At 70.3% G+C, this 23255-nt stretch carries 24 protein-coding genes; 18 read left to right on the top strand and 6 right to left on the bottom strand.

All coding sequences use genetic code 11. The annotated features are described in order from the left end of the window. Positions 1-177: 177 nt before the first annotated feature. Positions 178-513, bottom strand: coding sequence for a nuclear transport factor 2 family protein (locus tag ABZW60_RS32860; RefSeq protein ID WP_355483495.1), 336 nt, complete (start codon positions 511-513; stop codon positions 178-180). A gap of 87 nt (positions 514-600) precedes the next feature. Between ABZW60_RS32860 and ABZW60_RS32865 the strand changes: the two genes are divergently transcribed. The 5 genes from ABZW60_RS32865 to ABZW60_RS32885 all read left to right on the top strand — a co-directional run bounded on the left by ABZW60_RS32865 (position 601) and on the right by ABZW60_RS32885 (position 4203). Further along, entirely contained in the window at positions 601-1110 is a 510-nt protein-coding gene (locus ABZW60_RS32865) for a hypothetical protein (protein WP_355483496.1), read from the top strand. Positions 1111-1165: 55 nt separating this feature from the next. Next, positions 1166-1699 carry a sigma-70 family RNA polymerase sigma factor gene (locus ABZW60_RS32870; RefSeq protein ID WP_355483498.1) on the top strand — a complete coding sequence of 178 codons (534 nt, stop codon included), beginning with the start codon at positions 1166-1168 and terminating at the stop codon, positions 1697-1699. Continuing rightward, a complete protein-coding gene (locus ABZW60_RS32875) occupies positions 1692-2369 on the top strand; it encodes a zf-HC2 domain-containing protein (protein WP_355483500.1) in 678 nt (225 codons plus the stop codon). Before ABZW60_RS32870 ends, ABZW60_RS32875 begins: the two co-directional genes overlap by 8 nt. Positions 2370-2399: 30 nt before the next feature. Continuing rightward, entirely contained in the window at positions 2400-3491 is a 1092-nt protein-coding gene (locus tag ABZW60_RS32880; RefSeq protein ID WP_355483502.1) for a beta-eliminating lyase-related protein, read from the top strand. A 148-nt stretch (positions 3492-3639) separates the two neighbouring features. Continuing rightward, positions 3640-4203, top strand: coding sequence for a dihydrofolate reductase family protein (locus ABZW60_RS32885; protein WP_355483504.1), 564 nt, complete (start codon positions 3640-3642; stop codon positions 4201-4203). Here the strand turns inward: ABZW60_RS32885 and ABZW60_RS32890 are convergent. Further along, positions 4196-5101: a M56 family metallopeptidase gene (locus ABZW60_RS32890; RefSeq protein ID WP_355483506.1), complete on the bottom strand. Its 906-nt coding sequence runs from the start codon at positions 5099-5101 to the stop codon at positions 4196-4198. The two genes, ABZW60_RS32885 and ABZW60_RS32890, sit on opposite strands and share 8 nt — an antisense overlap. Continuing rightward, entirely contained in the window at positions 5098-5490 is a 393-nt protein-coding gene (locus tag ABZW60_RS32895; protein WP_355483508.1) for a BlaI/MecI/CopY family transcriptional regulator, read from the bottom strand. Before ABZW60_RS32895 ends, ABZW60_RS32890 begins: the two co-directional genes overlap by 4 nt. Before the next feature lie 80 nt (positions 5491-5570). Here ABZW60_RS32895 and ABZW60_RS32900 point away from each other — a divergent pair, with 80 nt between their 5' ends. From ABZW60_RS32900 to ABZW60_RS32930, 7 genes are all read left to right on the top strand, one after another. Beyond that, the gene (locus ABZW60_RS32900; RefSeq protein WP_355483510.1) at positions 5571-6974 is read left to right on the top strand and encodes a cytochrome ubiquinol oxidase subunit I; all 1404 of its coding nucleotides are present in this window, start codon (positions 5571-5573) and stop codon (positions 6972-6974) included. Positions 6975-6984: 10 nt separating this feature from the next. Beyond that, entirely contained in the window at positions 6985-7968 is a 984-nt protein-coding gene (cydB, locus tag ABZW60_RS32905; protein WP_355483512.1) for a cytochrome d ubiquinol oxidase subunit II, read from the top strand. Next, complete coding sequence (cydD, locus tag ABZW60_RS32910; RefSeq protein WP_355483514.1) at positions 7965-9590, top strand: thiol reductant ABC exporter subunit CydD; 1626 nt, start codon at positions 7965-7967, stop codon at positions 9588-9590. Before cydB ends, cydD begins: the two co-directional genes overlap by 4 nt. Beyond that, the gene (gene cydC / locus ABZW60_RS32915) at positions 9587-11197 is read left to right on the top strand and encodes a thiol reductant ABC exporter subunit CydC (protein WP_355483516.1); all 1611 of its coding nucleotides are present in this window, start codon (positions 9587-9589) and stop codon (positions 11195-11197) included. The genes cydD and cydC overlap by 4 nt, the downstream gene beginning before the upstream one ends. Before the next feature lie 46 nt (positions 11198-11243). Continuing rightward, positions 11244-12446 carry a signal recognition particle-docking protein FtsY gene (ftsY, locus tag ABZW60_RS32920; RefSeq protein ID WP_355483775.1) on the top strand — a complete coding sequence of 401 codons (1203 nt, stop codon included), beginning with the start codon at positions 11244-11246 and terminating at the stop codon, positions 12444-12446. 61 nt (positions 12447-12507) lie between these two features. Further along, positions 12508-12915, top strand: a complete 408-nt coding sequence (locus ABZW60_RS32925; RefSeq protein WP_355483518.1) for a YciI family protein — start codon at positions 12508-12510, stop codon at positions 12913-12915. After that, entirely contained in the window at positions 12893-14164 is a 1272-nt protein-coding gene (locus ABZW60_RS32930) for a sigma-70 family RNA polymerase sigma factor (RefSeq protein ID WP_355483520.1), read from the top strand. The genes ABZW60_RS32925 and ABZW60_RS32930 overlap by 23 nt, the downstream gene beginning before the upstream one ends. Here ABZW60_RS32930 and ABZW60_RS32935 read toward each other — a convergent pair whose 3' ends face one another. Further along, entirely contained in the window at positions 14165-15121 is a 957-nt protein-coding gene (locus ABZW60_RS32935) for an asparaginase (protein ID WP_355483521.1), read from the bottom strand. It abuts the gene before it with no gap. Between the two features lie 9 nt (positions 15122-15130). Next, positions 15131-15706, bottom strand: coding sequence for a helix-turn-helix transcriptional regulator (locus tag ABZW60_RS32940; RefSeq protein WP_355483523.1), 576 nt, complete (start codon positions 15704-15706; stop codon positions 15131-15133). Positions 15707-15785: 79 nt separating this feature from the next. Here ABZW60_RS32940 and ABZW60_RS32945 point away from each other — a divergent pair, with 79 nt between their 5' ends. From ABZW60_RS32945 to ABZW60_RS32955, 3 genes are read left to right on the top strand one after another with little or no spacing between them, the layout of a single operon-like run. Further along, on the top strand, positions 15786-16733 hold the full coding sequence (locus tag ABZW60_RS32945) for an NAD(P)/FAD-dependent oxidoreductase (RefSeq protein ID WP_355483525.1): 948 nt from the start codon (positions 15786-15788) through the stop codon (positions 16731-16733). Between the two features lie 8 nt (positions 16734-16741). Further along, positions 16742-17203 carry a sigma factor-like helix-turn-helix DNA-binding protein gene (locus tag ABZW60_RS32950; RefSeq protein ID WP_355483527.1) on the top strand — a complete coding sequence of 154 codons (462 nt, stop codon included), beginning with the start codon at positions 16742-16744 and terminating at the stop codon, positions 17201-17203. Then, entirely contained in the window at positions 17200-18435 is a 1236-nt protein-coding gene (locus ABZW60_RS32955) for a hypothetical protein (protein ID WP_355483529.1), read from the top strand. The genes ABZW60_RS32950 and ABZW60_RS32955 overlap by 4 nt, the downstream gene beginning before the upstream one ends. Here the strand turns inward: ABZW60_RS32955 and ABZW60_RS32960 are convergent. Beyond that, positions 18424-18957, bottom strand: coding sequence for a TetR/AcrR family transcriptional regulator (locus ABZW60_RS32960; RefSeq protein ID WP_355483531.1), 534 nt, complete (start codon positions 18955-18957; stop codon positions 18424-18426). The two genes, ABZW60_RS32955 and ABZW60_RS32960, sit on opposite strands and share 12 nt — an antisense overlap. 344 nt (positions 18958-19301) lie before the next feature. On the opposite strand from ABZW60_RS32960, the gene ABZW60_RS32965 reads away from it, so the two are divergent. Genes ABZW60_RS32965 through ABZW60_RS32975 form a run of 3 tightly spaced genes read left to right on the top strand, consistent with a single transcriptional unit; the run spans position 19302 to position 23254 of the window. Then, the gene (locus ABZW60_RS32965) at positions 19302-20660 is read left to right on the top strand and encodes an ammonium transporter (protein WP_355483532.1); all 1359 of its coding nucleotides are present in this window, start codon (positions 19302-19304) and stop codon (positions 20658-20660) included. Further along, on the top strand, positions 20657-20995 hold the full coding sequence (locus ABZW60_RS32970; RefSeq protein ID WP_355483534.1) for a P-II family nitrogen regulator: 339 nt from the start codon (positions 20657-20659) through the stop codon (positions 20993-20995). The genes ABZW60_RS32965 and ABZW60_RS32970 overlap by 4 nt, the downstream gene beginning before the upstream one ends. Next, on the top strand, positions 20996-23254 hold the full coding sequence (locus ABZW60_RS32975; protein WP_355483536.1) for a [protein-PII] uridylyltransferase: 2259 nt from the start codon (positions 20996-20998) through the stop codon (positions 23252-23254). The last annotated feature ends 1 nt before the right edge of the window (position 23255 follow it).

Genomic DNA, 23255 nt, shown 5'->3' on the forward strand with positions numbered 1-23255 from the left:
CAGCGCACGCTCCCACCCCCCCGCTCAGCGCGGTGCATCTGTTTCCGGCTGGCGCCGGGGTGCTGCGGCTGCCGCCGGCGGTCTGCGAGCTGCCGCTCGCGTGCGACTGCCTTGTTGCGCTGGTTCTCTCGGCGGGACGCTGAATGACCTGCTGACTGTCCGGGCGGCCCGGGGATCTCAGGCTGTGATCGTCATTGACGCGAGCAGGTCGCCTTGGAGTTCGAAGGTGAAGTGGGACGGTCCGTTGAAGCCGTCGCCGCCTACCTGGGTGAGGATGGTGAGGGGGTTGCCGGGGGTGGTGACCCGGGTGTCGGTGAACGTGGCGCGTTTGCCGATCAGTTCGTTGTCGCTCCAGGAGCGGATCCGGTCGTGGCCGCGGAACTCGCGGCCCCAGTCGTCGACGTAGCCGTCCGCGGCGAAGGCTGCCACGAACGCGTCGTTGTCCAGGGCGTCGATCGCGTCGAGGGCGCGCCGGACCGCTGCGGGGATCTCTGCGGGGGTCTCTGGGCTCATGGTGGCGACGATAGTCCTCCCGGTTGAACCGATGCCCGGATCCGCACGTATGGCGGGTGACGGATCGGGTGACCGAGGAGGATTCCGATGAAGCGACTGGGCAGTGTGATCGCAGCCTTGGTGCTCGGGCTGGCCGGGCTGACGGCCTGCGGTGGTGACGACTCGGGCTACGGCTCGGCACCCGCGGGCACCGCGTCGAAGGCGCCGGCCGCGGCCAAGCTGGCCACCGCGGACGTCGGCGACTACGGCAAGATCGTTGTCGACGGCAATGGGCGGACCGTGTACGTGTTCGACAAGGACACCTCCGGTACGTCGAACTGCTCGGGCGACTGCCTCGCCAAGTGGCCGGTCGTGGCCGCGGGTGCGGGGACGCCGCAGCTCGACGGCATCGACGCGTCGCTGGTCAGCACCATCACCCGCTCCGACGGCAGCAAGCAGTTGGCCATCAAGGGCCTGCCGCTCTACCTGTTCGCCAGCGACTCCCAGCCCGGCGAGGCCAAAGGACAGGCCGTCGGCGGTGTCTGGTGGGTGGTCGGCGCGGACGGCCAGAAGATCACCACCAAGCCGGGCGCTTCCGGCAATGGCTACGGTTACTGATCCGACTGGTGCCGTTGTGGTGTGGGCGCCGACCGATCCCGGTATCGTGCGGTCGGTGGGTGACAACCCAGGGCCGCACGACGCCGAGACCCTGATCCGCGCGCTGTACGCCGAGCACGGCCGCAGCCTGCTCGCGTACGCAACCCGTCTGACCGGTGACCGTGCCGCGGCCGAGGACGTCGTCCAGGAGACGCTGCTGCGGGCCTGGAAGCACGCGGACGACCTGACCGGCGGCAGAGGATCGGTGCGGGGCTGGCTACTGACAGTCGCGCGCAACCTGGTCACCGACCGGGCCCGGGCGCGCGCGGTGCGTCCGGCCGAGGTGGCGGACGTGGTGGACAGGCCACCGGTCGAAGGCGACCACTCCGAGTCCGTGGTGAACACCATGGTGGTGCTGGAGGCCCTCGACAAGGTGTCGCCCGAGCACCGCGAAGTCCTCGTCCAGCTGTACTACCGCGGCCGGTCCGTCGCCGAGGCCGCCAAGGAACTGGGGATTCCGCCGGGTACGGTGAAATCGCGTTCGTACTACGCCCTCCGAGCTCTGCGCGCGGTGATGGCAGGGAAAGCAGCGGAGGTGTCCCATGAGTGAGCACGACCGTACGCAGCTGGGCGCCTACGCGCTCGGCGCGCTGGAGCCGGCGGAGGCCGCGGCCGTCGACGAGCATCTGGCGACCTGTGCGGAGTGCCGCGCGGAGCTGGCCGAGCTGGCGGAGCTCAAGGACTTCCTGGGCGAGGTGCCGCCGGAGGCGTTCCTGGAGGGACCACCTGAGGGTGGCGACCTGCTGCTGCAGCGCACGCTGCGCGAGGTCCGGGAGCCTGAGGTGCAGGCGCCCCCGAAGCGGCGCTCCCGCTGGTTGCTGATCGCGGCGGCCGTGGTCGTGGTGGCCGGTGCGCTCGGCGGCGGCGTCGTACTCGGCCGGTCGACCGCACCGGACGACGATCGGCCTGTCGCGGGTTCCAGGCAGGTCACGACCTCGGACACGACCACAGGCGCCACGATGGCTGCCACGGTGGAGCCCCGCGCGGGCTGGAGCTGGGTGCGGGTGCAGGTGACCGGCCTGAAGGCCGGTGACGAGTGCGTGATGGTCGTCACCGACAAGGACGGTGAGGCCTGGATCGCAGGCAGCTGGCTGGTGTCGGAGAAAGCTGCCAAGGGCGGAAGCACGTTCGGCGGCGGTGTGCTGGTGCCGCCCGACCAGGTGCGTTCGGTGGAAATCAGGACGGTGCAAGGAAGGCACGTGGTAACAGCCACCATCTAACCCGGTTGCGGGACACGAGAGGATGGAGCTGTGGCTACTACCTCCGAGGACCTGCGAGAGCGCCGGAAGAACGCAGCGGACGGCTGTGAGCGCTGGCTGTCGCATCGGCGTGTGCCGGCACCGGACCGGTTGCGGCAGCTCGCGGAGGTCGCCACAGACGACGAGGTCGATGGCTACGGCAACGGTGGTGAGGTAGCCGCGCTGGAGCGCGAGGTGGCGGAGCTGCTCGGCAAGCCGGCCGCCGTGTTCATGCCCACCGGAATCATGGCCCAGCAGAGCGTTCTGCGCGTGTACGCCGACCGCGCGGGCACCAGCCGGGTAGCGGTGCACGGACTCGCCCATCTGCTCGTCCACGAGCTGAATGCGCTGGAAGAGGTGCACCACCTGCGCATCGAGCGGCTGACGTCGGAGCCACGTCAGCCGCGGCCGGACGAGCTGGCCGCGATTCCGGGCAAGCTGGCCGCGGTCACGCTGGAGCTGCCGCTGCGGGACGCAGGGTTCGTGCTGCCGACGTGGGACGAGCTGGTCGTGTTCTCGGAGTCCTGTGCGCAGCGCGGCGTACCGCTGCACCTGGACGGAGCCCGGTTGTGGGAGAGCACGCCGTATCTCGAGCACAGCCTCGCCGACATCGCCGGGCTGGCGTCGACCGTCTACGTGTCGTTCTACAAGGTGCTGGGCGGCATCAGTGGGGCAGCGCTCGCCGGCCCCGAGGACGTGATCGCCGAGGTACGGCGGTGGCAGCGCCGGCTGGGCGGCAACCTGTACTCGCTGTTCCCGTACGCCGTCTCCGCGCGCCACGGGTTGCGGACGGTGCTGCCGCTGATGGACGACCTGTACCAGCGGGCCGTCGAGGTCGCGATGGCCTTGCAGAGCGAGGGTTTCCGGGTCTTCCCGGAGCCGCCGCACACCAACTCGTTCCGCGTCTACGCGCCGCGGTCGGCCGAGTCGATCGAGCATGCCGCCGTGGAGCGGATGGAGCGGACGCGCGAGGCGTTGTGCGGCGCGTGGCAGCCGGCCGACGTCCCCGGGTGGTCGTGGGTCGAGCTGGTGATGACGCCGGCCTCGCTGGACTGGCAGGTCGACAAGATCGCCAAGGCGTTCGGGGAACTTCTGGTGCGCTGAGCGCGTCAGGCTTGGTGTTGGTTGTGGGGATTCGGGGAGAGAAGTGCTGACATTCGTCGTCACCATGGTCGTTCTGCTGGTTCTGTCGGGCCTCGTGCTGCTGGCCGTGGCCCGGGGTGAGGGGAAACATTTCGGGTAGCCTCCGGTCATGAGGCGGCTGATCTTCCAGGAGTACGTGACGCTCGACGGCTATGCCGCGGGGCCGGACGGTGGACTGGAGTTCTTCGACGCCATCGGTGCGCCACCCGACACCGACAACCTCGAGTTGCTCGACAGCGTCGACACGATGCTGCTGGGCGCCGAGACGTACCGGTTGTTCGCCGGGTTCTGGCCGACCGAGGCGTCGGCCGGCGAGCCGATCGCCGAGAAACTCAACGCGCTGCGGCTGGTGGTGGTCTCGACGACACTGCAGAGCGCGCCGTGGGGCGACTACGAGCCCGGACTGGTGGTCCGGGACCTGGACGCCGTGCGTGCGCTCAAGGCGGAGCAGACCGGCATGGACATCATCCTCTGGGGCAGCATCACGCTGTTCCAGTCGTTGCTGCGGGCCGGACTGGTCGACGAGGTGCAACTGCGGATCTGTCCGGTGCTGCTGGGTGCGGGCAAGAGCGCGTTCCCGGCCGGTGGCGGTTCACCGGTGGCGCTGGAGCTGATCGAGGCGCGTCCGTGGGGCCTGGGCGGCGTGCTCGTGCGGTACCGGCCGGCTAGCTGACCGCCTCGACGATCGCCTTCACGATCGGTGCGGCGACCGTGATCGTCGGCACCACCAGCAGCGCGGCCGCTCCGGCGTACGTGATGGCGGACAGCGTCGGCTCGTTGGCCGGGGGCCCGGCCAGTCGTTGCACTCTGAGCACCGTGGCGGACTTGGAGGCAGCCAGGGCCGCTTCAGGCGCGGGCGCACCGGCAAGTGCGACCAGGGCACGCGCCAGTGGACGTGGGCCGTTGCGGCGGCGCGCGTCGTCGTCGGCGAGCAGCTCGACCAGCGTGCGTGCCTGCTCCAGCGCGACGTCGCTCCGCACCCAGCGCGGGAAGGCGTCGTGCAGCGCGGTGAACTCCTCCAGCACCAGGTCGTGCCGCGCCCGCAGATGAGCCTGCTCGTGCGCGAGGACGGCCCTCAGTTCACTGTCGTCGAGACGGTCCAGCGCGCCGACCGAGACGACCACCCGCGCGCCACGCAGCGCCGGCAGGCAGTACGCGAGCGGTGTCTCCTCGGCCAGCACGCGCAGGCCGGGGATCAGGCCGTCCGGCGTCGCCAGTACGTCGACCAGGTCGCGGTGCCGCCGGCGCCGAGCCCGCGTACCGACAGCCACACGCCCGATCGTCCACACCAGCCGCACGACGACCAGTGCGACCATCGCGAGGATCACCGCGGCCAGCAGGTCCCGCGGCGACGACGGGTCGAACCGTGGCTCGCCGGGCCGCCCGGCGATCGAGTAGGACAGCGCGATACCGCTACCGAGCGCGGCCAGTACGGCGGCCAGCGCGATCGCCTGCCAGAGGATCACCGCGGCGCGCGGGACCCGGTACGGCCACTCGGAACGAGCCAGCAGGGCCGGTGCCGGGCCGGTGAGCACCAGCGCCAGAACGGCCAGCAGGACCGCGGCGGTCACCCGGCCGGCTCCTTGCCGTCCAGCTGGGACAGGGCCTCGCGCAGCAGCGCTGCTTCCTCGTCGGACACCTGACCGACGAAACGGACCAGGGCCTCGCGGCGGTCGCCCGCACGGTCGAGCGCGTCCCGCATCAGGTCGGCGGCCATCTCCTCGCGGGGCGCGGCGGCGCTGTAGCGCCAGGCCTTGCCGTCGCGCTCGCGCTCGGTCAGCTTCTTCTTCGCCAGCCGGTCCAGCACGGTCATCACGGTCGTGTAGGCGAGCTCACGGGTGCCGGCCAGTTGGGCGTGCACCTCGCGGACGGTCAATGCCTCCGGCGCCGCCCAGAGCCGCTCCATGACCAGGCGCTCCAGGTCTCCCAGCGGCCTGGGCGCTTTCTCCTCACTCGCCACGTGACCAGTATAACTACGCGTTGTAGTAGATCCGCGCTAGCATCTACTACGAAACGTCGTAGATGCCCTGGGGAGGGCTTGTGGACACCCTGGATCTGGCCCGCTGGCAGTTCGCGATCACCACCGTGTACCACTTCTTCTTCGTGCCGGTGACGATCTCACTGGTCGCGATCACCGCCGGCCTGCAGACCGCGTGGTACCGGACCGGGAAGGAGAAGTACCTGCGGCTGACGAAGTTCTACGGGAAGCTGTTCCTGATCAACATCGCGATGGGGGTCGTCACCGGCCTCGTGCAGGAGTTCCAGTTCGGGATGAACTGGAGCGACTACTCGCGATTCGTCGGGGACGTGTTCGGCGCCCCGCTGGCGCTCGAGGGGCTGCTCGCGTTCTTCCTCGAGTCGACCTTCATCGGCCTGTGGATGTTCGGCTGGGACCGGCTGCCGAAGCTCGTCCATCTGGGCTGCATCTGGATGGTGGTGCTCGGCACGCAGCTGTCGGCGTACTTCATCCTCGCGGCCAACTCCTGGATGCAGAACCCGGTGGGCTTCCGCGTGAATCCCGAGCGCGGCCGGGCCGAGCTGACCGATCTGTGGGCGGTGCTGACCAACAAGGTGGTGCTCGTCACCTATCCGCACACGATCTTCGCCGCGTTCATGGTCGGGGGAGCGTTCGTCGCCGGGGTGGCGTTGTGGCACCTGATCCGGCGGCCGGACACGGACCGGGCCGTGTTCCGGTCGGCGCTGAAGATCGGCGCGTCGGTCGTCCTGGTCGCCAGTGTGGGCGTCGCGATCAGCGGTGACCTGCAGGGCAAGGTGATGACCGAGGTGCAGCCGATGAAGATGGCCGCGGCCGAGGCGCTGTACGAGACCGAGAAGCCGGCGTCGTTCTCGGCGTTCACGATCGGCACGCTGGACGGGTCGAAGGAGATCTTCTCGATCAAGGTGCCGTACCTGCTGTCGTTCCTGGCCACCGGGCACTTCGACGGCGAGGTGAAGGGGATCAACTCGCTGCAGGACGCCTACGAGCAGTTGTACGGGCCGGGGTCGTACAAGCCGAACATCCCGCTGACCTACTGGACCTTCCGGCTGATGATCGGCGTCGGGATGGCGTCGGCCGCGGTCGCGCTGTGGCTGCTGTGGACCACGCGCCGCGGCCGGGCCCCGGCCAGGTGGCTGATCTGGCTCGCGGCCCCGCTGCCGCTGCTGCCGCTGCTCGCGAACACCTTCGGCTGGATCTTCACCGAGACCGGACGGCAACCCTGGCTGGTGTTCGGTCTGTTGCCGACGGCATCGGGTGTCTCGCCCGGGACGACCAGCGGTGAGGTGATCACGTCGCTGGTCGGGTTCACCGCGCTGTACGGCGTACTCGCGGTGGTCGAGACCAAGCTGCTGCTGCGGACCATCAGGGCCGGCCTGGCCGGGACCGACGCGCCGCCACCGGACACCGAGCCGGAGCCCGACAAACCACTGTCGTTCGCGTACTGAGGGGCTCGAGATGGAACTGACGACTGTGTGGTTCGTCGCGATCGCGACGCTGTGGACCGGGTACTTCGTGCTCGAGGGCTTCGACTTCGGCGTCGGCATGCTGTACCGCGTGCTCGGCCGGAACGAGCCCGAACGCCGGGCCGCGATCAGCACGATCGGGCCGGTCTGGGACGGCAACGAGGTCTGGCTGATCATGGCCGGTGCGGCCACCTTCGCGGCGTTCCCGGAGTGGTACGCGACGCTGTTCAGCGGCTTCTACCTGCCGCTGTTCGCGATCCTGGTCGGGCTGATCCTGCGCGGTGTCGCGCTGGAGTACCGCGGCAAGCGGGACGAGCCGGTCTGGCGGGCGCGGATGGACGCGATGATCGTGATCGGGTCGGTGCTGCCGGCGCTGCTCTGGGGTGTTGCCTTCGGCAACATCGTGCGCGGCGTGCCGCTGGACGCCGAGCACGAGTACGTCGGCGGCTTCGGGTCGCTGCTCAACCCGTTCGCGCTGCTCGGCGGGCTGACGTTCGTCGCGGTGTTCGTCACCCACGGAGCGATCTTCCTCGCCCTGCGCACCACCGACGCCCTGCGGGTCCGGGCCAACCGGCTCGCCACCCGCACCGGCGCGATCGCCGCGGTCCTCGCGATCGCCTTCCTCGCCTGGGCGCAGGCGTTGCGCGGCGACGCCGTCTCGGTCGGCCTGGCGATCGCCGCCGTGGTTGCCTTCGCCGGAGGGCTGGTCGCGAACCTGCTGCGCCGCGAGGGCTGGGCCTTCGCCGGTACGACGGCCGCGATCGGACTGGCCGTGGTGTCGCTGTTCGTCGCGCTGTTCCCGGACGTGATGCCGTCCACGCTCGATCCGGCGTCGACGCTGACCGCGGTCGAGGCGGCGTCCTCGGCGTACACGTTGAAGGCGATGACGATCATCACGGCGATCTTCATGCCGCTGGTGCTGCTGTACCAGGGCTGGACCTACTGGGTGTTCCGTCAGCGGGTCGTGGTCGCGTGAAGCCGCTCGACCCGCGATTGCTGAGGAGAGCCCGGGGCGCCCGGGTCTTCCTGTCGGCCTCAGTCGTGATCGGGGTCCTCAGCGGGGTGCTGATCATCGTGCAGGCGGTGCTGCTGGCGCATGGCATCGCGGGCGTCGTCCTGCGGGGCAGCGGAGTGGCCGCAGTGGCCTGGGGTCTGGCTGCTGTCATCGCGGGGCGGGCATTGCTGGTGTGGGCTCAAGAAGTGGTCGCACAGCGCGCTGCGGCCGCGGTGAAGTCCACGCTGCGACGGCAGGTGCTGGAGCACTCGCTGAAGCTCGGGCCGGTGTGGCTGAGCGGTGAACGCAGCAGTGCGCTGACGACCCTGCTGACAAAGGGCCTGGACGATCTGGACCCGTACTTCGCTCGCTACCTGCCCCAGCTGGTTCTGGCGTCCACGGTGCCGGCCGGAGTGATCGGGTGGATGGCGACCGGGGACCTCATCGCTGCCGGGACAGTGCTGATCACGTTGCCGCTGATCCCGATCTTCATGGCGCTGATCGGCTGGGTGACCCAGGCGCGCAGCCGGCAGCGGCAGCACGCCCTGGCCGTCCTGGCGCATCATTTCGCGGATGTGGTCGGCGGGCTGACCACGCTGAAGCTGTTCGGTCGCGCGAAGGCCCAGGAGTCGGCCGTGCGGCGGGTGACCGACCGGCATCGTGCCGCGTCGATGGGCAGTCTGCGGATCGCGTTCTTGTCGTCGTTCGCGTTGGAGCTGCTGGCGAGCCTGTCCGTCGCGCTGGTGGCCGTCGGCGTCGGTCTGCGGCTGGTCGACGGGAAGCTGGGGCTCGAGACCGCGTTGATGGTGCTGATCCTGGCGCCGGAGGCCTATCTGCCGCTGCGGCAGGTCGGCATGCAGTTCCACGCCAGTGCGGACGGGGTCGCGGCGAGCGAAGAGGTGTTCCGGGTGCTGGAGACGCCGCTGCCGGTGCGGGGCGAGCGGACCGACGTACCGGATCTGCGGGTGAGTTCGCTGTACCTGTACGACGTGACGGTGACCTATCCGGGGCGGGACGAGCCGGCGTTGGACGGGTTCGACCTGGAGGTGCGGCCGGGCGAGGTGGTGGCTCTGACCGGGCCGAGTGGAGCCGGCAAGTCGACCGTGCTGTCGGTACTGCTCGGGTTCGTCGAGCCGGAGCGTGGTGTGGTCGTCGCCGGTGGCAGTGCGGCTGACGAGTTCGATCCGGTGGAGTGGCGACGGCAGTTCGCGTGGGTGCCGCAGCGCCCCGGGCTGCGGCTGGGCTCTGTCGCCGACAACGTGCGGCTGGGCCGGCCGGACGCGTCCGACGACGAGGTGCGCCTGGCGCTGCTAGCTGCCGGTGCCGCCGACCTGCCGCTGGACAAGGCGGTCGGTGAGCAGGGCCAGCAGCTGTCGGGCGGTCAGCAGCGGCGGGTCGCCCTCGCCCGCGCTCTCCTCACCGATGCGCCGGTCCTCCTGCTCGACGAACCCACAGCCGGCCTCGACGCCGACACAGAAGCCACAGTCATCACCAACCTCCGCACCACCGGCCGCACAGTCCTGCTGATCGCCCACCGCCCCGCCCTGATAGCCGCCGCCGACCGCACGATCACCGTAGGCCCCCGAGAGCTGGTGAACGCATGAGTCTTCAGATGGCCCGGCCACAGCGTGCTGTTGTGTGGCGGTTGGTGCTGGCGTTGGTGCTTGGGGTCGGGGCGGCTGGGTCGGCTGTTGCTCTGCTGGCTACCTCGGCCTGGTTGATTACGGCGGCCTCGGCGCAGCCTCCGGTGTTGTTGCTGATGGTGCCGATCGTGGCGGTGCGGGCGTTCGGTGTGGGGCGTGGGGTGTTCCGGTACGTCGAGCGCCTGGTCGGCCACGACGCGGCGTACCGAGTGCTGGGGGAGACCCGTGCACGGATCACCGGGCGTCTGGAGAAGCTCGCACCGCTCAGCTCGCAGCGGAAGGGGGACCTGCTCGCCCGGCTCGTGCTGGACGTGGACGCGGTCCTCGACCTCTGGCTGCGAGTCCTCCTACCCGTCGCGGTCGCAGCCGTGACAGCAGCCGCCACAGTCGCTCTCCTCGCGATCCTGCTTCCAACAGCCGGTGCGGCTGTCGCACTGGCAGTGCTGGTCGCCTGCACCGTCGTACCGTGGCTGACTGCCCGCACCGCGCAGCGAGCCGAGCGCAACCTCGCAGGCGCCCGTGGCGATGTCGCGGCCACCACGACCGAGTCCCTGCTCACGGCCGCCGACGTCGTCGCCTACAACGCGATCGACACCGTGCTGGACGACTTCAGCCGCCGTGACGCACGCCTGGCCGCGGCCGAGCGCCGTTCGGCCTGGAGCGCCGGCCTCGGCAGCGCCCTCCTCGTCTTGTGCGTCGGCGGCGCGAGCATCGCCGCCCTGGTCCTCGGGAGTACGGCGAACATCACCGGCGCCGTCTTCGCCGTACTGGTCCTCACCCCGCTCGCCCTGGCCGACGTACTGGGCGGACTCCCCGCGGCAGCCCAGCTGGCCATCCGGGTCCGGGCGTCCCTCGACAGAGTCCAGGAACTCGTCGACACCCCCACGCCGGCGACCGAGCCGGCCGAGCCACTCCCGCTGCCGGCCGGACGCGACCTCCAGGTGCGGCTGCTGCGAGCCGGGTACGACGACACCGACGTACTGGACGGGCTGAGCCTCGACCTGCCCGCCGGGAGTCGCGTGGTGATCACCGGGCCGAGCGGATCGGGCAAGAGCACGCTGGCGTCGGTACTGCTGCGGTTCCTCGAGCCACGCGGAGGACAGGTGCTGCTGGACGGCGTCGACATGGCCAGGCTCGAAGGCGATCAGGTGCGTTCGGTCGTCGGGCTGCTCACCCAGGAGAGCCATGTGTTCGACACGAGCATCCGGGAGAACCTGCTGCTCGCGAAGCCGGGCGTCAGCGACCTGCGGCTGTGGGAGGCGCTCTACCGGGCGCGGCTCGGGCTGCTCGTCGAACGACTCCCGGACGGCCTCGACACGATGGTCGGGGAGCACGGCGCGCGGCTGTCGGGCGGTGAGCGCCAGCGCCTCGCGTTCGCCCGGCTGCTGCTGGCGGACCGCGATGTCCTCGTCCTGGACGAGCCCACCGAGCATCTGGACGAGGAGACCGGCCGGGCGCTGCTCGCCGACCTGTTCGAGGCCGCGGGTGACCGGACCGTGGTCCTGCTCACCCACCGGCCCGAGTTGGTACCCCCTCACGTAACGCGACAACAGGTTTGCCTGACGTGACAAATGCGGGCGGCGGGCCGGGTGTCTGTCAAGATGGGGAATCGTGTTGACCCCACTGCTCGTCTCGCTGCTCCTCCCGCTGCTGACCGACCAGGCGCTGATCACGATCGTCGTCGCGATCGCGGTCGTGCTGGTCGTCGGCACGACCGGTCTGGTCGTCGCCCGGCGACGCCGCGCCGAGCTGCCGCCGGCAGCTCCGAAGCCCTCGGTGGAGGCCCCCGAGCCGAAGGTCGGCGAGGACGCGGAGGAACCGCGGGACACTCCGACCCGCACGCTCGAGGACACCGAGCTCCCGGAGCCCGAGGCCGCCACGACGACCGTCGAGAAGCCGGAGTCCGCGCAGGGCCGCCTGGTCCGGCTGCGCGCCCGCCTGGCCCGCTCACAGGGCTCGCTCGGCAAGGGCCTGCTCGCGCTGCTGTCCCGCGACAAGCTGGACGAGGAGGCGTGGGAGGACATCGAGACCACGCTGATCACCGCCGACGTCGGGGTGGCTCCGACGCAGGAGCTGGTCGACAAGCTGCGCACCCGGATGCGCGTGGAGGGCGTCGGCGCCGCCGAGGCCCGCGAGATCCTCCGCGAGGAGCTCGTGGAGCTGGTCAACCCGTCGCTGGACCGGTCGCTGAACGTGACCCGCAAGGAGGGGCAGCCGGCCGTCGTGCTGGTCGTCGGCGTCAACGGGACCGGCAAGACCACCACGGTCGGCAAGCTGGCCCGGGTGCTGGTCGCGGAGGACAAGCACGTCGTCCTCGGGGCTGCGGACACCTTCCGTGCGGCCGCGGCCGACCAGCTGCAGACGTGGGGCGAGCGCGTCGGCGTCCGGACCGTCCGCGGGCCGGAGGGCGGTGACCCGGCCAGCATCGCGTTCGACTCGGTCAAGCAGGGCATCGAGGAGGAGGCGGACGTCGTCCTGGTCGACACCGCCGGCCGCCTGCACACCAAGACCGGCCTGATGGACGAGCTCGGCAAGGTGAAGCGGGTGATCGAGAAGACCGCCGAGGTGGACGAGGTCCTGCTGGTCATCGACGCCACCACCGGCCAGAACGGCCTCACCCAGGCGCGGGTGTTCGCCGAGGTCATCGACGTCACCGGCCTGGTCCTGACCAAGCTGGACGGTACGGCCAAGGGCGGCATCGTGATCGCGGTGCAGCGCGAGCTCGGCGTACCGGTGAAGCTGGTCGGCCTCGGCGAAGGACCCGACGACATGGCACCCTTCGACGCGGAGCAGTTCGTCGACGCGCTGCTGGACTGATGTAGAGAACCGGATCGCGGCTTCGTCTCCTGGGTAAAGGCTCCACGAGGAGGAGAAGAACATGACCAAGTTCATGCTGCTGATGAACATGGACGGCGGGAACTGCGAGACCCCGATGCTGGAGTGGGACGAGGCCGACATGAAGGCCCACCTGCAGCACCTGGAGAACCACGTGGCGCGGCTTCGGGACAGCGGCGAGCTGGTCGAGGTCAACGCGCTCACCTGGCCGAAGCACGCCAAGGTGGTCCGCGCCGCGAGCGTGGCGGCGCCCGTGCTGACCGACGGGCCGTACGCCGAGTCCAAGGAGGTCCTGGCCGGCTACATGATCGTCGACGTCGAGTCGGAGGAGCGGGCGATCGAGCTCGCCGCCGAGCAGTCGATGGCTCCCGGGCCGGGCGGTGTACCGCTCGAGCAGCCGATCGAGGTGCGCAGGTTGATGGACTCGGATGGCGACCTCCAGGACTTCTGACTCCGCCAACGGCCCGAGCGGCGGCCCGAGTGACGGCCCCGTCGGCGGCCCGGTCTCCGGCGCGGGCCACGAGCTCGAGGACCTGCTGCGTGAGCTGACGCCGCAGGTCCTCGGCGCGGTCGTGCGCTGGTCGGGTGACTTCGCCGCGGCCGAGGACGCCGTCCAGGAGGCGCTGCTCGCCGCTGCGACCACCTGGCCGCGCGACGGCCGGCCGGACAGCCCGAAGAGCTGGCTGATCCAGACCGCCTCCCGGCGGCTGATCGACGAAGTACGCCAGCAGCAAGCACGCCGGCGCCGTGAGGAGCGTGCGGCGCTGCGCGAAGTACCGGCCGGGGAGGTCGAGGAACACGACGACACGCTGCGGCTGTTGTTCCTGTGCTGCCACCCCGGCCTGACACCCGCTTCGGCGATCGCGTTGACGCTGCGGGCCGTGGGAGGCCTCACCACAGCCGAGATCGCCACCGCGTACCTCGTGCCCGAGGCGACGATGGCCCAGCGGATCAGCAGGGCGAAGTCGAAGCTGAAAGGGGCCAGCTTCGAGCTGGACGCGGACCCGGACCGGCTGCGGAACGTGCTGCACGTGCTGTACCTGATGTTCAACGAGGGCTACACCAGCACCAGCGGACCGGAGCTGCACCGCAGCGATCTCTCCGGCGAGGCGATCCGCCTGACCCGCGCGGTACGGGCTCAGCTGCCGGGCGACGGGCAGGTCACGGGACTGCTCGCGCTGATGCTGCTGACCGACGCACGGCGGGCCGCACGGACCGGTGCGGCCGGCGAACTCGTCCCGCTGGCCGAGCAGGACCGGTCGCTGTGGGACCGCGACCACATCACCGAGGGCGTCGCGCTCGCGGTCGAGGCGTTCGAGACGCCACCGCTCGGCGAGTACCAGATCCAGGCGGCGATCGCCGCGCTGCACGACGAGGTGGACCGCGCCGAGGACACCGACTGGCCGCAGATCCTCGCGCTCTACGGTCTGCTGGAAGACCTGTCCGGCAACCCGATGGTGAAGCTCAACCGGGCCATCGCCGCCGCCATGGTCGACGGCCCGGACGCCGGCCTGAAGCTGCTCGAACCGCTGGACGACGAGCTGGCCGGCCACTACCGCCTCGACGCCACCCGCGGTCATCTGTACGAGATGCGCGGCGACAACGCGGCCGCCGCCGAACACTTCCGGGCGGCGGCCCGCGGGACCACGAGTCTGCCGGAGCGCGACTACCTGATGACCAAGGCCGCGTCGCTCAGCTGATCAGCCGTACTGCCCGAACGCGGTCAGGTCCTCGTCCGTTGCCAGGAGCAACCGAAGCAGGACGCGTGCCTTGTACGGGTCGAGGAAGCCGCCGTCGATCAGCCCGCGCCGCAACAGGTCCGTCTCCGAACCGGGGGAGTCGTAGGTGTTGCGGACGATCGAGCCGGCGCCGGTCCGTGACGTGAGGACGACCGGGATGCGCGCTGCCAGTTCACCGAGCACCGGTGCGAGCTTGGCCGGCACGTGCCCGACGCCGTACCCGGCGACGACCAGACCCTGATGTGTGTCGGCCAGCCCCTGCAGCAGTACGCCGTCGTCGTCCAGGGTGACCGTGTAGAGCGCGACACGGATGTTGTCGAGCTCTGCCGGCTCAGCACTGCCCTGGACGCCGTCCAGCCGCAGCGGACGCGTGAGGATGCGGACCTGGTCCTCGACCACATGGCCGACCGGCCCCGCGTTCGGTGACACGAAGGTCGCCGTACTGGTGCTGTGGGTCTTCCGCACCCAGCGAGCAGCGTGGATCTCTTCCTTGAAGACGACCAGCGCGCCCAGGTCACGGGCCGCGGGGGAGCAGGCGACGCGGAGTGCGGCCAGCAGGTTCGCCGGGCCGTCGGGGCCGGCCAGTGTCGGGTTGCGCATCGCTCCGGTGAACACGAGCGGCTGCGGGTGCGGCCAGACCAGGTCGGCCAGGAAGGCGCTCTCCTCGAGCGTGTCCGTGCCCTGGGTGACGACCACGCCGACGGCCCCGGCAGCGACGGCCTTGGAGGCGGCGTCGACGACCTCGAGCAGCTTGGCGGCGGTCAGGTTCGCGCTCGGGACCTTCTCGATGTCCTGGATCTCGACCGGATGGCCCAGCTCGGGCAGCCCGGGCATGGCGGCGGTCAGGTCGTCACCGGTCAGCCGACGGGCACCGGCCATCGAGATGGTCCCGCCCAACGTGAACAACGCGACGCTCACTGCTGTCTCCTATCGGGTTCGCGCTCTGACGTGCATCCGCTCCCCTTGCGGGCCGTAAAGACATAGCACCTCTGTCGGTCCAGGTCCCGGATTGGAGAACCAGTGCGGCACCCGGCAGTCGAATTCGACCACTTCCCCCTCCTTGACGATGAAGTCCTGGTCGCCGAGCTTCAGCCGGATGCGGCCTGACAGCACGTAGAACCAGTCGTAGCCCTCGTGCGTCTTCTGCACCACGTCGTTGCCGGGATAACCCTCCGGCAGGATCTGCTTGAACGCCTGTAGCCCGCCGGGCCGCCGGCTCAGCGGGATGTGAATGGTCCCGTGCCGCTTGATCGGCTTCTGGTAGATCCGCGGGTCACCGGTCGGTGGTGCGTCCACCAGTTCGTCCAGCTGCACCTGATGCGCCCTGGCCAGCGGCAGCAGCAGCTCCAGCGTCGGCCGGCGCTGCCCGGACTCCAGCCGGGACAGGGTGCTGACCGAGATCCCGGTGGCCTCGGACAGCTGGGCCAGCGTCGTACCGCGCTCGGTCCGGAGCGCCCGCAGCCGCGGCCCGACCGACTCGAGAACGTCCTCGTCGTTTGCCATACCGGCAACAGTACTTGTCGAAAATGAAAATCACCACGCACGCTGGGGGCAGACCTGGAGACAACGGAGGAGTCCTGAGATGACGAAGTACGACGTGATCGTGATCGGCGGCGGCGCGGCCGGGCTGAGCGGCGCGCAGGCGCTGGTCCGGTCCCGCCGGTCGGTCCTGGTGATCGACGACGGTTCGCCGCGGAACGCGCCCGCCGACGGTGTGCACAACTTCCTGACCCGTGACGGCGTTCCGCCGCGCGAGATCTACGCGATCGGCCGCCAGGAGGTGCAGGGGTACGGCGGTGAGTTCGTCGACGGCACCGTGACCACGGCCCGGCGCGACGAGGAGGGGTTCACGGTCGAGCTGGCCGACGGTACGACGTACCGGAGCAGGCGGCTGCTGGTGACGACAGGGCTGACCGACGTGCTGCCCGACGTGCCGGGCCTGGCGGAGCGGTGGGGGAAGGACGTGGTGCATTGCCCGTACTGCCACGGGTGGGAGGTGCGTGACCAGGCCATCGGTGTGCTGGCGACCAGCCCCATGGCCCTGCACCAGGTGCAGCTGTTCCGGCAGCTGAGCGATGACGTGACGCTGTTCCTGCACACCGCGCCGGAGCTGGCCGACGAGCAGTGGGAGGAGCTGGCTGCACGCGGAATCTCCGTGGTGCAAGGAAAAGTCGAGCAGCTCGAAGTGACGGGCGACCGGATCACAGGAGTGCGGCTGGAAGGCGGCAAGGTCATCCCGCGGCAGGCGCTGGCGATCCAGACCACCGTCAGGGCCCGTGCCGGCTTCCTCGCCGACCTGGGGCTGGAGGCCACCCTGGTCGAGGCGAACGGCGTCGAGGTCGGCACCGCGGTGCAGGTCGACGGCATGGGCGCCACGCAGATCCCGGGCGTTTTCGCGGCCGGTAACGTCGCCAGCCCGATGGCGCAGGTCATGCCTTCCGCGGCCGCCGGGCTGATGGCCGGAGCCGGTATCAACTTCGATCTGATCTCCGAAGAGACACGTCTGGCAGTAGCAGCCCGCAGTAGTTGAGGAGTTGAATGGGGCTGGGAGGGTGGATGCGCGACACGGTCGACCCGGACTTCGCCTCGTTCGTCGATGCGCGGCAGGGCAGATGGCTCCGCACGGCGTACCTCGTGTACGGCGACCTGCACCGGGCTGAGGAGCTGCTGCTGCACGCCTTCACGCAGCTGTCCGTGCGCTGGACGAGGGTGGACGACCCTGATGCCTTCGTCCAGCGCCTGCTCTACCAGCCCGCCCTGCGGCCGTGGAACCGGGCGAAACCGTTCCCGGACGACGAGGACCCGATCAGGGTCGCGCTGGCCGAGCTGACGCCGGCGCAGCGCACGGTGCTGGTGCTGCTGCACTTCGAGGAGCTCACCGAGTTCGAGGTGTCCGACCTGCTCGGGATGTCGCAGACCGCCGTGCACACACACGGCATGAGCGCCTTCGGCCGGTTCCGTGCGGCGCTCGGCGCGGGCGACTGGCGTGATGCCCGATGAGACGCGAGGACGTCCGCCCGCTGCTCCTGCAGACCACCGACCAGCTGCCGGAGCCGGAGCTGGCCGACGCCGCCTGGGCGGGCGGTCTGGTGGTCAACCGGCGCCGGCGTCTGGTGGTGGTGATCAGCGGTATCGCCGTGATCGCGCTCGTCGTCGTCGCGTCGATCCTGATCGGGACCGGGACCCGCGGCAACGCCGACATCACCCCGCCGCCGACACCGCCCGGCTACATCGAGTCGTCCGGGAAGATCAGCGGGATCGACTTCTGGGTGGCGCCGCCGCCCGGCAGCGAGCGCTTCCTCGACCGGCTGGAGACGCCGCTCGGTGACCGGCTGGAGCTGCCAGGCAAGGTCCGCGCGCTGGAGAAACACCCGCTGGACAACGTCGCGGCGGTCGTCCTGGTGAAGCAGGGCGACCGGTACGCGCCGTTGCTGCTCGACGCGGACGGCACCTGGGCCGAGGCCGACGTCGGGCTGGCGCCGGTCGACGGCGGCCCGCCGTTGAGCTCGGGCGCGATCTCCCCGGACGGCCGGATGGTCGCGTTCCCGCAGCGCGGCGAGCTGATCACGGTGGACGCGACGACGGCGCAGATCGCCCGCTTCCCGCTGCCCGACGGCGAGTACCGCAGCATCTCCTGGGTCGCCGACGGACGGCGCGCCCTGGTCAGCGGGCCCGACCGGGCGTACCAGGTGCTCGTCGGCGAACGCGGCGACGGAGAGGACGAGGTCGTCCCGGTCGCGGCGACGAAGGACCCGGACGAGGCCACCTCGCCGTTCCGGGTCCAGACCGGGGCCGTGATGCGCTACGCGTTCAACGGCCAGTGGATGGAGGACACCCCGCTGACCCTGCCGGTCCGGTCGTGGCAGGGCCAGACGTTCTCGTCCATCGCCGGTGCGGCCCGGGTCTTCGTCGCGGAGACGCTGCCGCAGGTGCCGACCCGGGTGTCGCAGCCGCAGGTGGTGGCGGCCATCTCCACGCTCAGGACGATGCCCAGCCGGCTGCTGGTGCTCGGTGAACCACAAGACAATCCCCCGACCCAGGAGGGGGCGGGGGATCGTCCGTTCGTGCGTGAGGCCGGTTGCTGCGCCGTACTCGGCTGGTACGACGACAGCAACGTGCTGTTCCGGGTCCACGGCTGGGTCTTGGCCTGGAACCTTGATAGTGGCCGGGTCCGACGCGTCACCGAGTTGGGCGTGGACCAGGTTGCTCTCGGGCCCGGACTACGGCCCTGAGGTCGGCATTTCGAGTACACAGCGCAGGGTGACGTCGGCCAGGCGGTCGGCGTCCTCCGGTGGTGGCATCGGCTGTCCGGTCAGGGCTCGGATCACGAACACCCCGGCCATCCACTCCACCATCAGCACCGGGTCCGCGGTGCTCTTGATCGGTTCGCCGCGTGCTCGCGCGCGTTCCAGTGTTTGTCTGGTGAGTTCGATCCGACGTTCCAGCACCCCGCGGTAGATCGCCGCGGACCGCTCGTCACGATTCGCCTCCGAGACGGCCAGGCGGATCATCGCCCGGCCGTAGTCGCTGTTCGCGAACGCCAGCGCGACCCGGTAGACCTGGCGCAGGTCCCCCGTGATCGAACCGGTGTCCGGATCCGGGATCTCCAGATCGAACAGTTCGGCCATGGCGTCGTTGGCGAGCAGCTCCTTGCTGGCCCACCGGCGGTAGATCGTCGCCTTGCCCACTCCCGCGGCCTCCGCGACGTCGTCCACCGTCATTCCGTCGAATCCCCGCTCCAGCAGCAGTTGCACGGCGTACCTGCGGATTCTCGGCTCCGCTTCCGGGTCGCGTGGTCTGCCTCGGCGCGGTCTCACCCCGTGGTTCGGCTCCATTTCGTTGTCCCCAGCTCGGACGGGTGCAGTGGCGCGGCTGCGTCCCGTGTGGTCCAGGCCAGAGTGCCACACTCCGGTCGGTTGTGGTCTCTGTCACCTCGATGTCACCTGGGAGCCCGCTTTGTCACATGCCTGAAACAAACCGACCGATCGGCTGAAACCGCGCGCCGACACCGTGTGCGGTGTGGCCGAGCGGCGGGCTCCCCGGCGTTGTGGAGACCTCCCGACTGAGGACGCCGGCCACCCCCAGTTCGATGGAAGGGATGACGTTGATGGAGATCAACGCCGGCGATACCGCCTGGGTTCTGGCCAGTGCCGCCCTGGTGATGCTGATGACCCCGGGCCTGGCTTTCTTCTACGGCGGCATGGTGCGCGTGAAGAGCGTGCTGAACATGATGATGATGAGTTTCGTCACCATCGCCGTCGTCACCATCCTCTGGGTGGTGGTCGGCTACTCGCTGACGTTCGCCGGTGACACCGGGCACGTGATCGGGAACTTCTCCGAGGTCGGGCTGAAGGGCCTGCTCGCACCGGAGGCGGTGAGCGGGACGACGCCCACGCTCGCTTTCGTCGCCTTCCAGCTGATGTTCGCGATCATCACCCCCGCGCTGATCTCGGGCGCGATCGCCGACCGGGCCACGTTCCGCGGCTGGATCGTGTTCGTGGTCGGCTGGACGCTGCTGGTGTACTTCCCGGTCGCGCACTCGGTCTGGTTCCTGGACGACGGCAACGGCGGCTGGATCGGCGACAAGCTCAAGGCGATCGACTTCGCCGGTGGTACGGCGGTGCACGTGAACGCGGGTGCCGCCGCGCTCGCGCTGGCGATCGTGCTCGGCAAGCGGATCGGCTGGAAGAAGGACCCGATGCGTCCGCACAGCCTGCCGCTGGTGCTGCTCGGCGCCGGTCTGCTGTGGTTCGGCTGGTTCGGCTTCAACGCCGGCTCCGCGCTGAGCGCCGGCACCACCGCCGCGGTCACCTTCGTGAACACCCAGGTCGCCACCGCCGCCGCCGTCATCGGCTGGCTGATCGTCGAGCGGCTGACGCACGGCAAGGCCACCACGCTGGGTCTGGCGTCCGGCGCCGTCGCCGGTCTGGTCGCGATCACCCCGTCCTGTGGTGCGGTCACCCCGGTCGGCGCGATCATCCTCGGCCTGTTCGCCGGTGCGATCTGCGCCTTCGCCGTGTCGCTGAAGTACAAGCTCGGCTTCGACGACTCGCTCGACGTGGTCGGTGTGCACCTGGTCGGCGGTCTGTTCGGCTCGCTGGCGATCGGTCTGCTCGGCTCGGCGGCGGCGCCGTCCGCGGTCAACGGCCTCTTCTACGGCGGCGGCGTCTCGCAGCTCGGCAAGCAGGCGCTGGCCAACGTGGTGGTCGGGATCTACTCCTTCGCCGTAGCCTTCATCCTCGGCAAGGTCATCGACAAGACCATCGGCTTCCGGCTCAAGGAGGACGACGAGGTCACCGGTGTCGACCAGGTCGAGCACGCGGAGACGGCGTACGACTACCTCAGCGCCGCGGGTCTGCGCGGTGCGCTCTCCACCCGGCCCGCACCGGCGGCGGTCGCGGCCGAGCAGGAGAATGGCTCCACCGAGGCGTCCGAGAAGGAAGGTGTCAAGGCATGAAGCTGATCACCGCGGTGGTCAAGCCGCACAAGCTGGAGGACGTCCGGGCCGCGCTGGAGACGTTCGGCGTCACCGGCATGACGGTCACCGAGGCGAGCGGCTACGGCCGGCAGAAGGGCCACACCGAGGTCTACCGCGGCGCCGAGTACGAGGTCGACCTGGTGCCGAAGGTGCGGCTCGAGGTGGTCGTCGAGGACGGTGACAGCGCCGACGTGACGGACGTGATCGTGAAGGCCGCGCAGACCGGCAAGATCGGTGACGGCAAGGTCTGGGTCACCCCGGTGGAGACGATCGTCCGGGTCCGGACCGGCGAGCTGGACGGAGACGCGCTCTAGATGCAGGACCGGGCAGAGCAGCGGCGTGGCCGCGCCGAAGAGGCGGACGCGCTGCTGCAGCTGCTGCTCGCGAAGGCTTGCGACGCCCTCGGTGTGCCCACCGAGGGCGTCGCGCTGGTCGCGGTGGGCGGCTACGGGCGTCAGGAGCTGTCGCCGTACAGCGATCTCGACGTGATGCTCGTGCACGCCGAGGGCTACCCGCGGATCGACGAGCTGGCCGCGCAGATCTGGTATCCGCTGTGGGACTCCAGGACCAAGCTGGACCACAGTGTCCGTACGCTGGCCGAGGCGCAGGAGGCGGCGGCAGCTGACGACAGGGTCGCGTTGGGGCTGCTGGACGCCAGGCACGTGGCCGGGGACTCGCACCTGACGCTGCAGCTGCGTTCGGTGCTGATGGCCGACTGGCGGCGTACGGCCCGCTCTCGGCTGCCCGGCCTGGCGCAGGCTTGCCGCGACAGGGCGTCGACAGTCGGAGAGCTCGCACACCTCGCGGAGCCCGACCTCAAAGAGGCGTACGGCGGCCTGCGCGACGCTGTCGTGCTGCGTGCGTTGGTGGCGTCGTGGCTGGTCGACGTACCGCATCCGGTGCTGGAGCGGGCGCGGCGGGACCTGCTCGAGGTCCGCGACGTGCTGCACGAGGTGGCTGGTCGCGCGACCGACCGTCTGGTCGCCGACCTGGCCGGTGAAGTGGCGGCCGGGCTCGGGTTGTCCGGCCGGGACGAGCTGCTGCGGCACGTGTACGCGACAGGTCGGACGCTGGCGCATGTGTGTGACGTGTCCTGGCGGCGCGTCGAGAGCTTGATGACCAAACCTCCGCGGTCCCGGCGCCGGCAGCGTACCGGTGGGCCGTTGCTGCTCGCGCTGGACGAGGGTGTGGGGCAGCACGAGGGCGAGGTCGTGCTGATGCCGGACGCGCGTCCGGAGCGGGACCCTGTGCTCGGTCTGCGTGCTGCCGCGGTCGCGGCCGATCGGGAGCTCGTGCTGTCGCCTGCTGTCTGTGCGCGGCTGGCGGCGTCGGCGGCAGACCTGCCCGAGCCGTGGCCGGGGGAGGCGCGCCGCTTACTGTGCGCCCTGCTCGGTGCCGGCCACGGTTTGCTCGAGGTGTGGGAGGCCTTGGACCAGGCCGGGTACATCTCCCGGATCCTGCCCGAGTGGGACGCGGTGCGGTTCCGTCCGCCGCAGTCGGCGATCCACCGGTTCACCGTGGACAGGCACTTGCTGGAGACCTGCGTCGAGGCGTCCGCGATGGTGCGCGACGTACGGCGCCCGGACCTGTTGCTGGTCGCCGCGCTGCTGCACGACCTGGGCAAGGCGCTCGACGGAGACCACAGCGTCACCGGTGCGGGCATCGCGGCCCGGGTCGCTCGCCGGATCGGCTTCAGTGAGGCGGACGCCGACACCATCACGCTGCTGGTCCGGCAGCACCTGATGCTCGCGCAGGTGGCCACCCGGCGCGATCTGGAAGACCCGATGACCGTCGACATGGTGGTCGGGATCGTGCGCAGCACCGAGACGCTGGACCTGCTGGAGGCCCTGACGTACGCCGACGCGCGCGCGGCCGGCCCGGCCGCGTCGTCGCCGTGGCGCATGCGGCTGGTCGGCGAGCTGTGCCGGCGCGTGCGCAGTGAGCTGGCAGGGGGCGGCGAGAGCATGTGGACCGAGACCCCGCCGGTTCCGGTGCCGGTGCTGCACCAGGTGGTCGGCGTGGGCCGGCTGGGTGTCACGGTCAGCGATCACCACGGTGACCTGCGGGTGAACGTCGCCGTACCCGACCAGGTGGGCACGCTGTCGACCGTCGCCGCCGTACTCGCGGTGGAGCGGCTGGCCGTGCGATCCGCAGTCATCACGTCCGTCGACGGCCTGGGTATTTCTCAGTGGACCGTCGCGGGCTCACCCCCTGACCCGGTGCGGTTGCGTGACCGGCTCGCTGTGGCGCTGCGTGACTCTGCCGACGTCGTACGGCGGTTGGCCGCACGGGACTCGTCGCGGCCTCGTGTCGCCAGTCGCGTCGACCTGCTGCCGGAGGCCTCGGAAACGGCCACGGTGCTGCAGGTGCGGGCTCATGACCGCCCCGGGCTCCTCTACGACGTCACAGCGGCTATCGCGGCGACTGGTGCCGACATCCGCTCCGCACACGTCAGCACGCTCGGGGCAGAGTGTGTCGACGTCTTCTACCTCACCGACCGTCACGGCTCGCCACTCGAACCCGAGGACGCGCGGACGACGGCAAAGTCGGTGCTGGATCGACTGAGCTTCTAGG

The organism is Kribbella sp. NPDC003557 (genome assembly GCF_040610805.1).
Lineage (GTDB): Bacteria > Actinomycetota > Actinomycetes > Propionibacteriales > Kribbellaceae > Kribbella.

Bases quoted from the DNA above. Each gene is read 5' to 3' on its own strand.
- ABZW60_RS32965 (WP_355483532.1), top strand. From the start codon at position 19,302: ATGACGTTGATGGAGATCAACGCCGGCGATACCGCCTGGGTTCTGGCC.
- ABZW60_RS32945 (WP_355483525.1), top strand. From the start codon at position 15,786: ATGACGAAGTACGACGTGATCGTGATCGGCGGCGGCGCGGCCGGGCTG.
- ABZW60_RS32975 (WP_355483536.1), top strand. From the start codon at position 20,996: ATGCAGGACCGGGCAGAGCAGCGGCGTGGCCGCGCCGAAGAGGCGGAC.
- ABZW60_RS32950 (WP_355483527.1), top strand. From the start codon at position 16,742: ATGGGGCTGGGAGGGTGGATGCGCGACACGGTCGACCCGGACTTCGCC.
- cydC (WP_355483516.1), top strand. From the start codon at position 9,587: ATGAGTCTTCAGATGGCCCGGCCACAGCGTGCTGTTGTGTGGCGGTTG.
- ABZW60_RS32925 (WP_355483518.1), top strand. From the start codon at position 12,508: ATGACCAAGTTCATGCTGCTGATGAACATGGACGGCGGGAACTGCGAG.
- ABZW60_RS32940 (WP_355483523.1), bottom strand. From the start codon at position 15,706: ATGGCAAACGACGAGGACGTTCTCGAGTCGGTCGGGCCGCGGCTGCGG.
- ABZW60_RS32885 (WP_355483504.1), top strand. From the start codon at position 3,640: ATGAGGCGGCTGATCTTCCAGGAGTACGTGACGCTCGACGGCTATGCC.
- ABZW60_RS32930 (WP_355483520.1), top strand. From the start codon at position 12,893: ATGGCGACCTCCAGGACTTCTGACTCCGCCAACGGCCCGAGCGGCGGC.
- ABZW60_RS32875 (WP_355483500.1), top strand. From the start codon at position 1,692: ATGAGTGAGCACGACCGTACGCAGCTGGGCGCCTACGCGCTCGGCGCG.
- ABZW60_RS32865 (WP_355483496.1), top strand. From the start codon at position 601: ATGAAGCGACTGGGCAGTGTGATCGCAGCCTTGGTGCTCGGGCTGGCC.
- ABZW60_RS32860 (WP_355483495.1), bottom strand. From the start codon at position 513: ATGAGCCCAGAGACCCCCGCAGAGATCCCCGCAGCGGTCCGGCGCGCC.
- ABZW60_RS32955 (WP_355483529.1), top strand. From the start codon at position 17,200: ATGAGACGCGAGGACGTCCGCCCGCTGCTCCTGCAGACCACCGACCAG.
- cydB (WP_355483512.1), top strand. From the start codon at position 6,985: ATGGAACTGACGACTGTGTGGTTCGTCGCGATCGCGACGCTGTGGACC.
- ABZW60_RS32970 (WP_355483534.1), top strand. From the start codon at position 20,657: ATGAAGCTGATCACCGCGGTGGTCAAGCCGCACAAGCTGGAGGACGTC.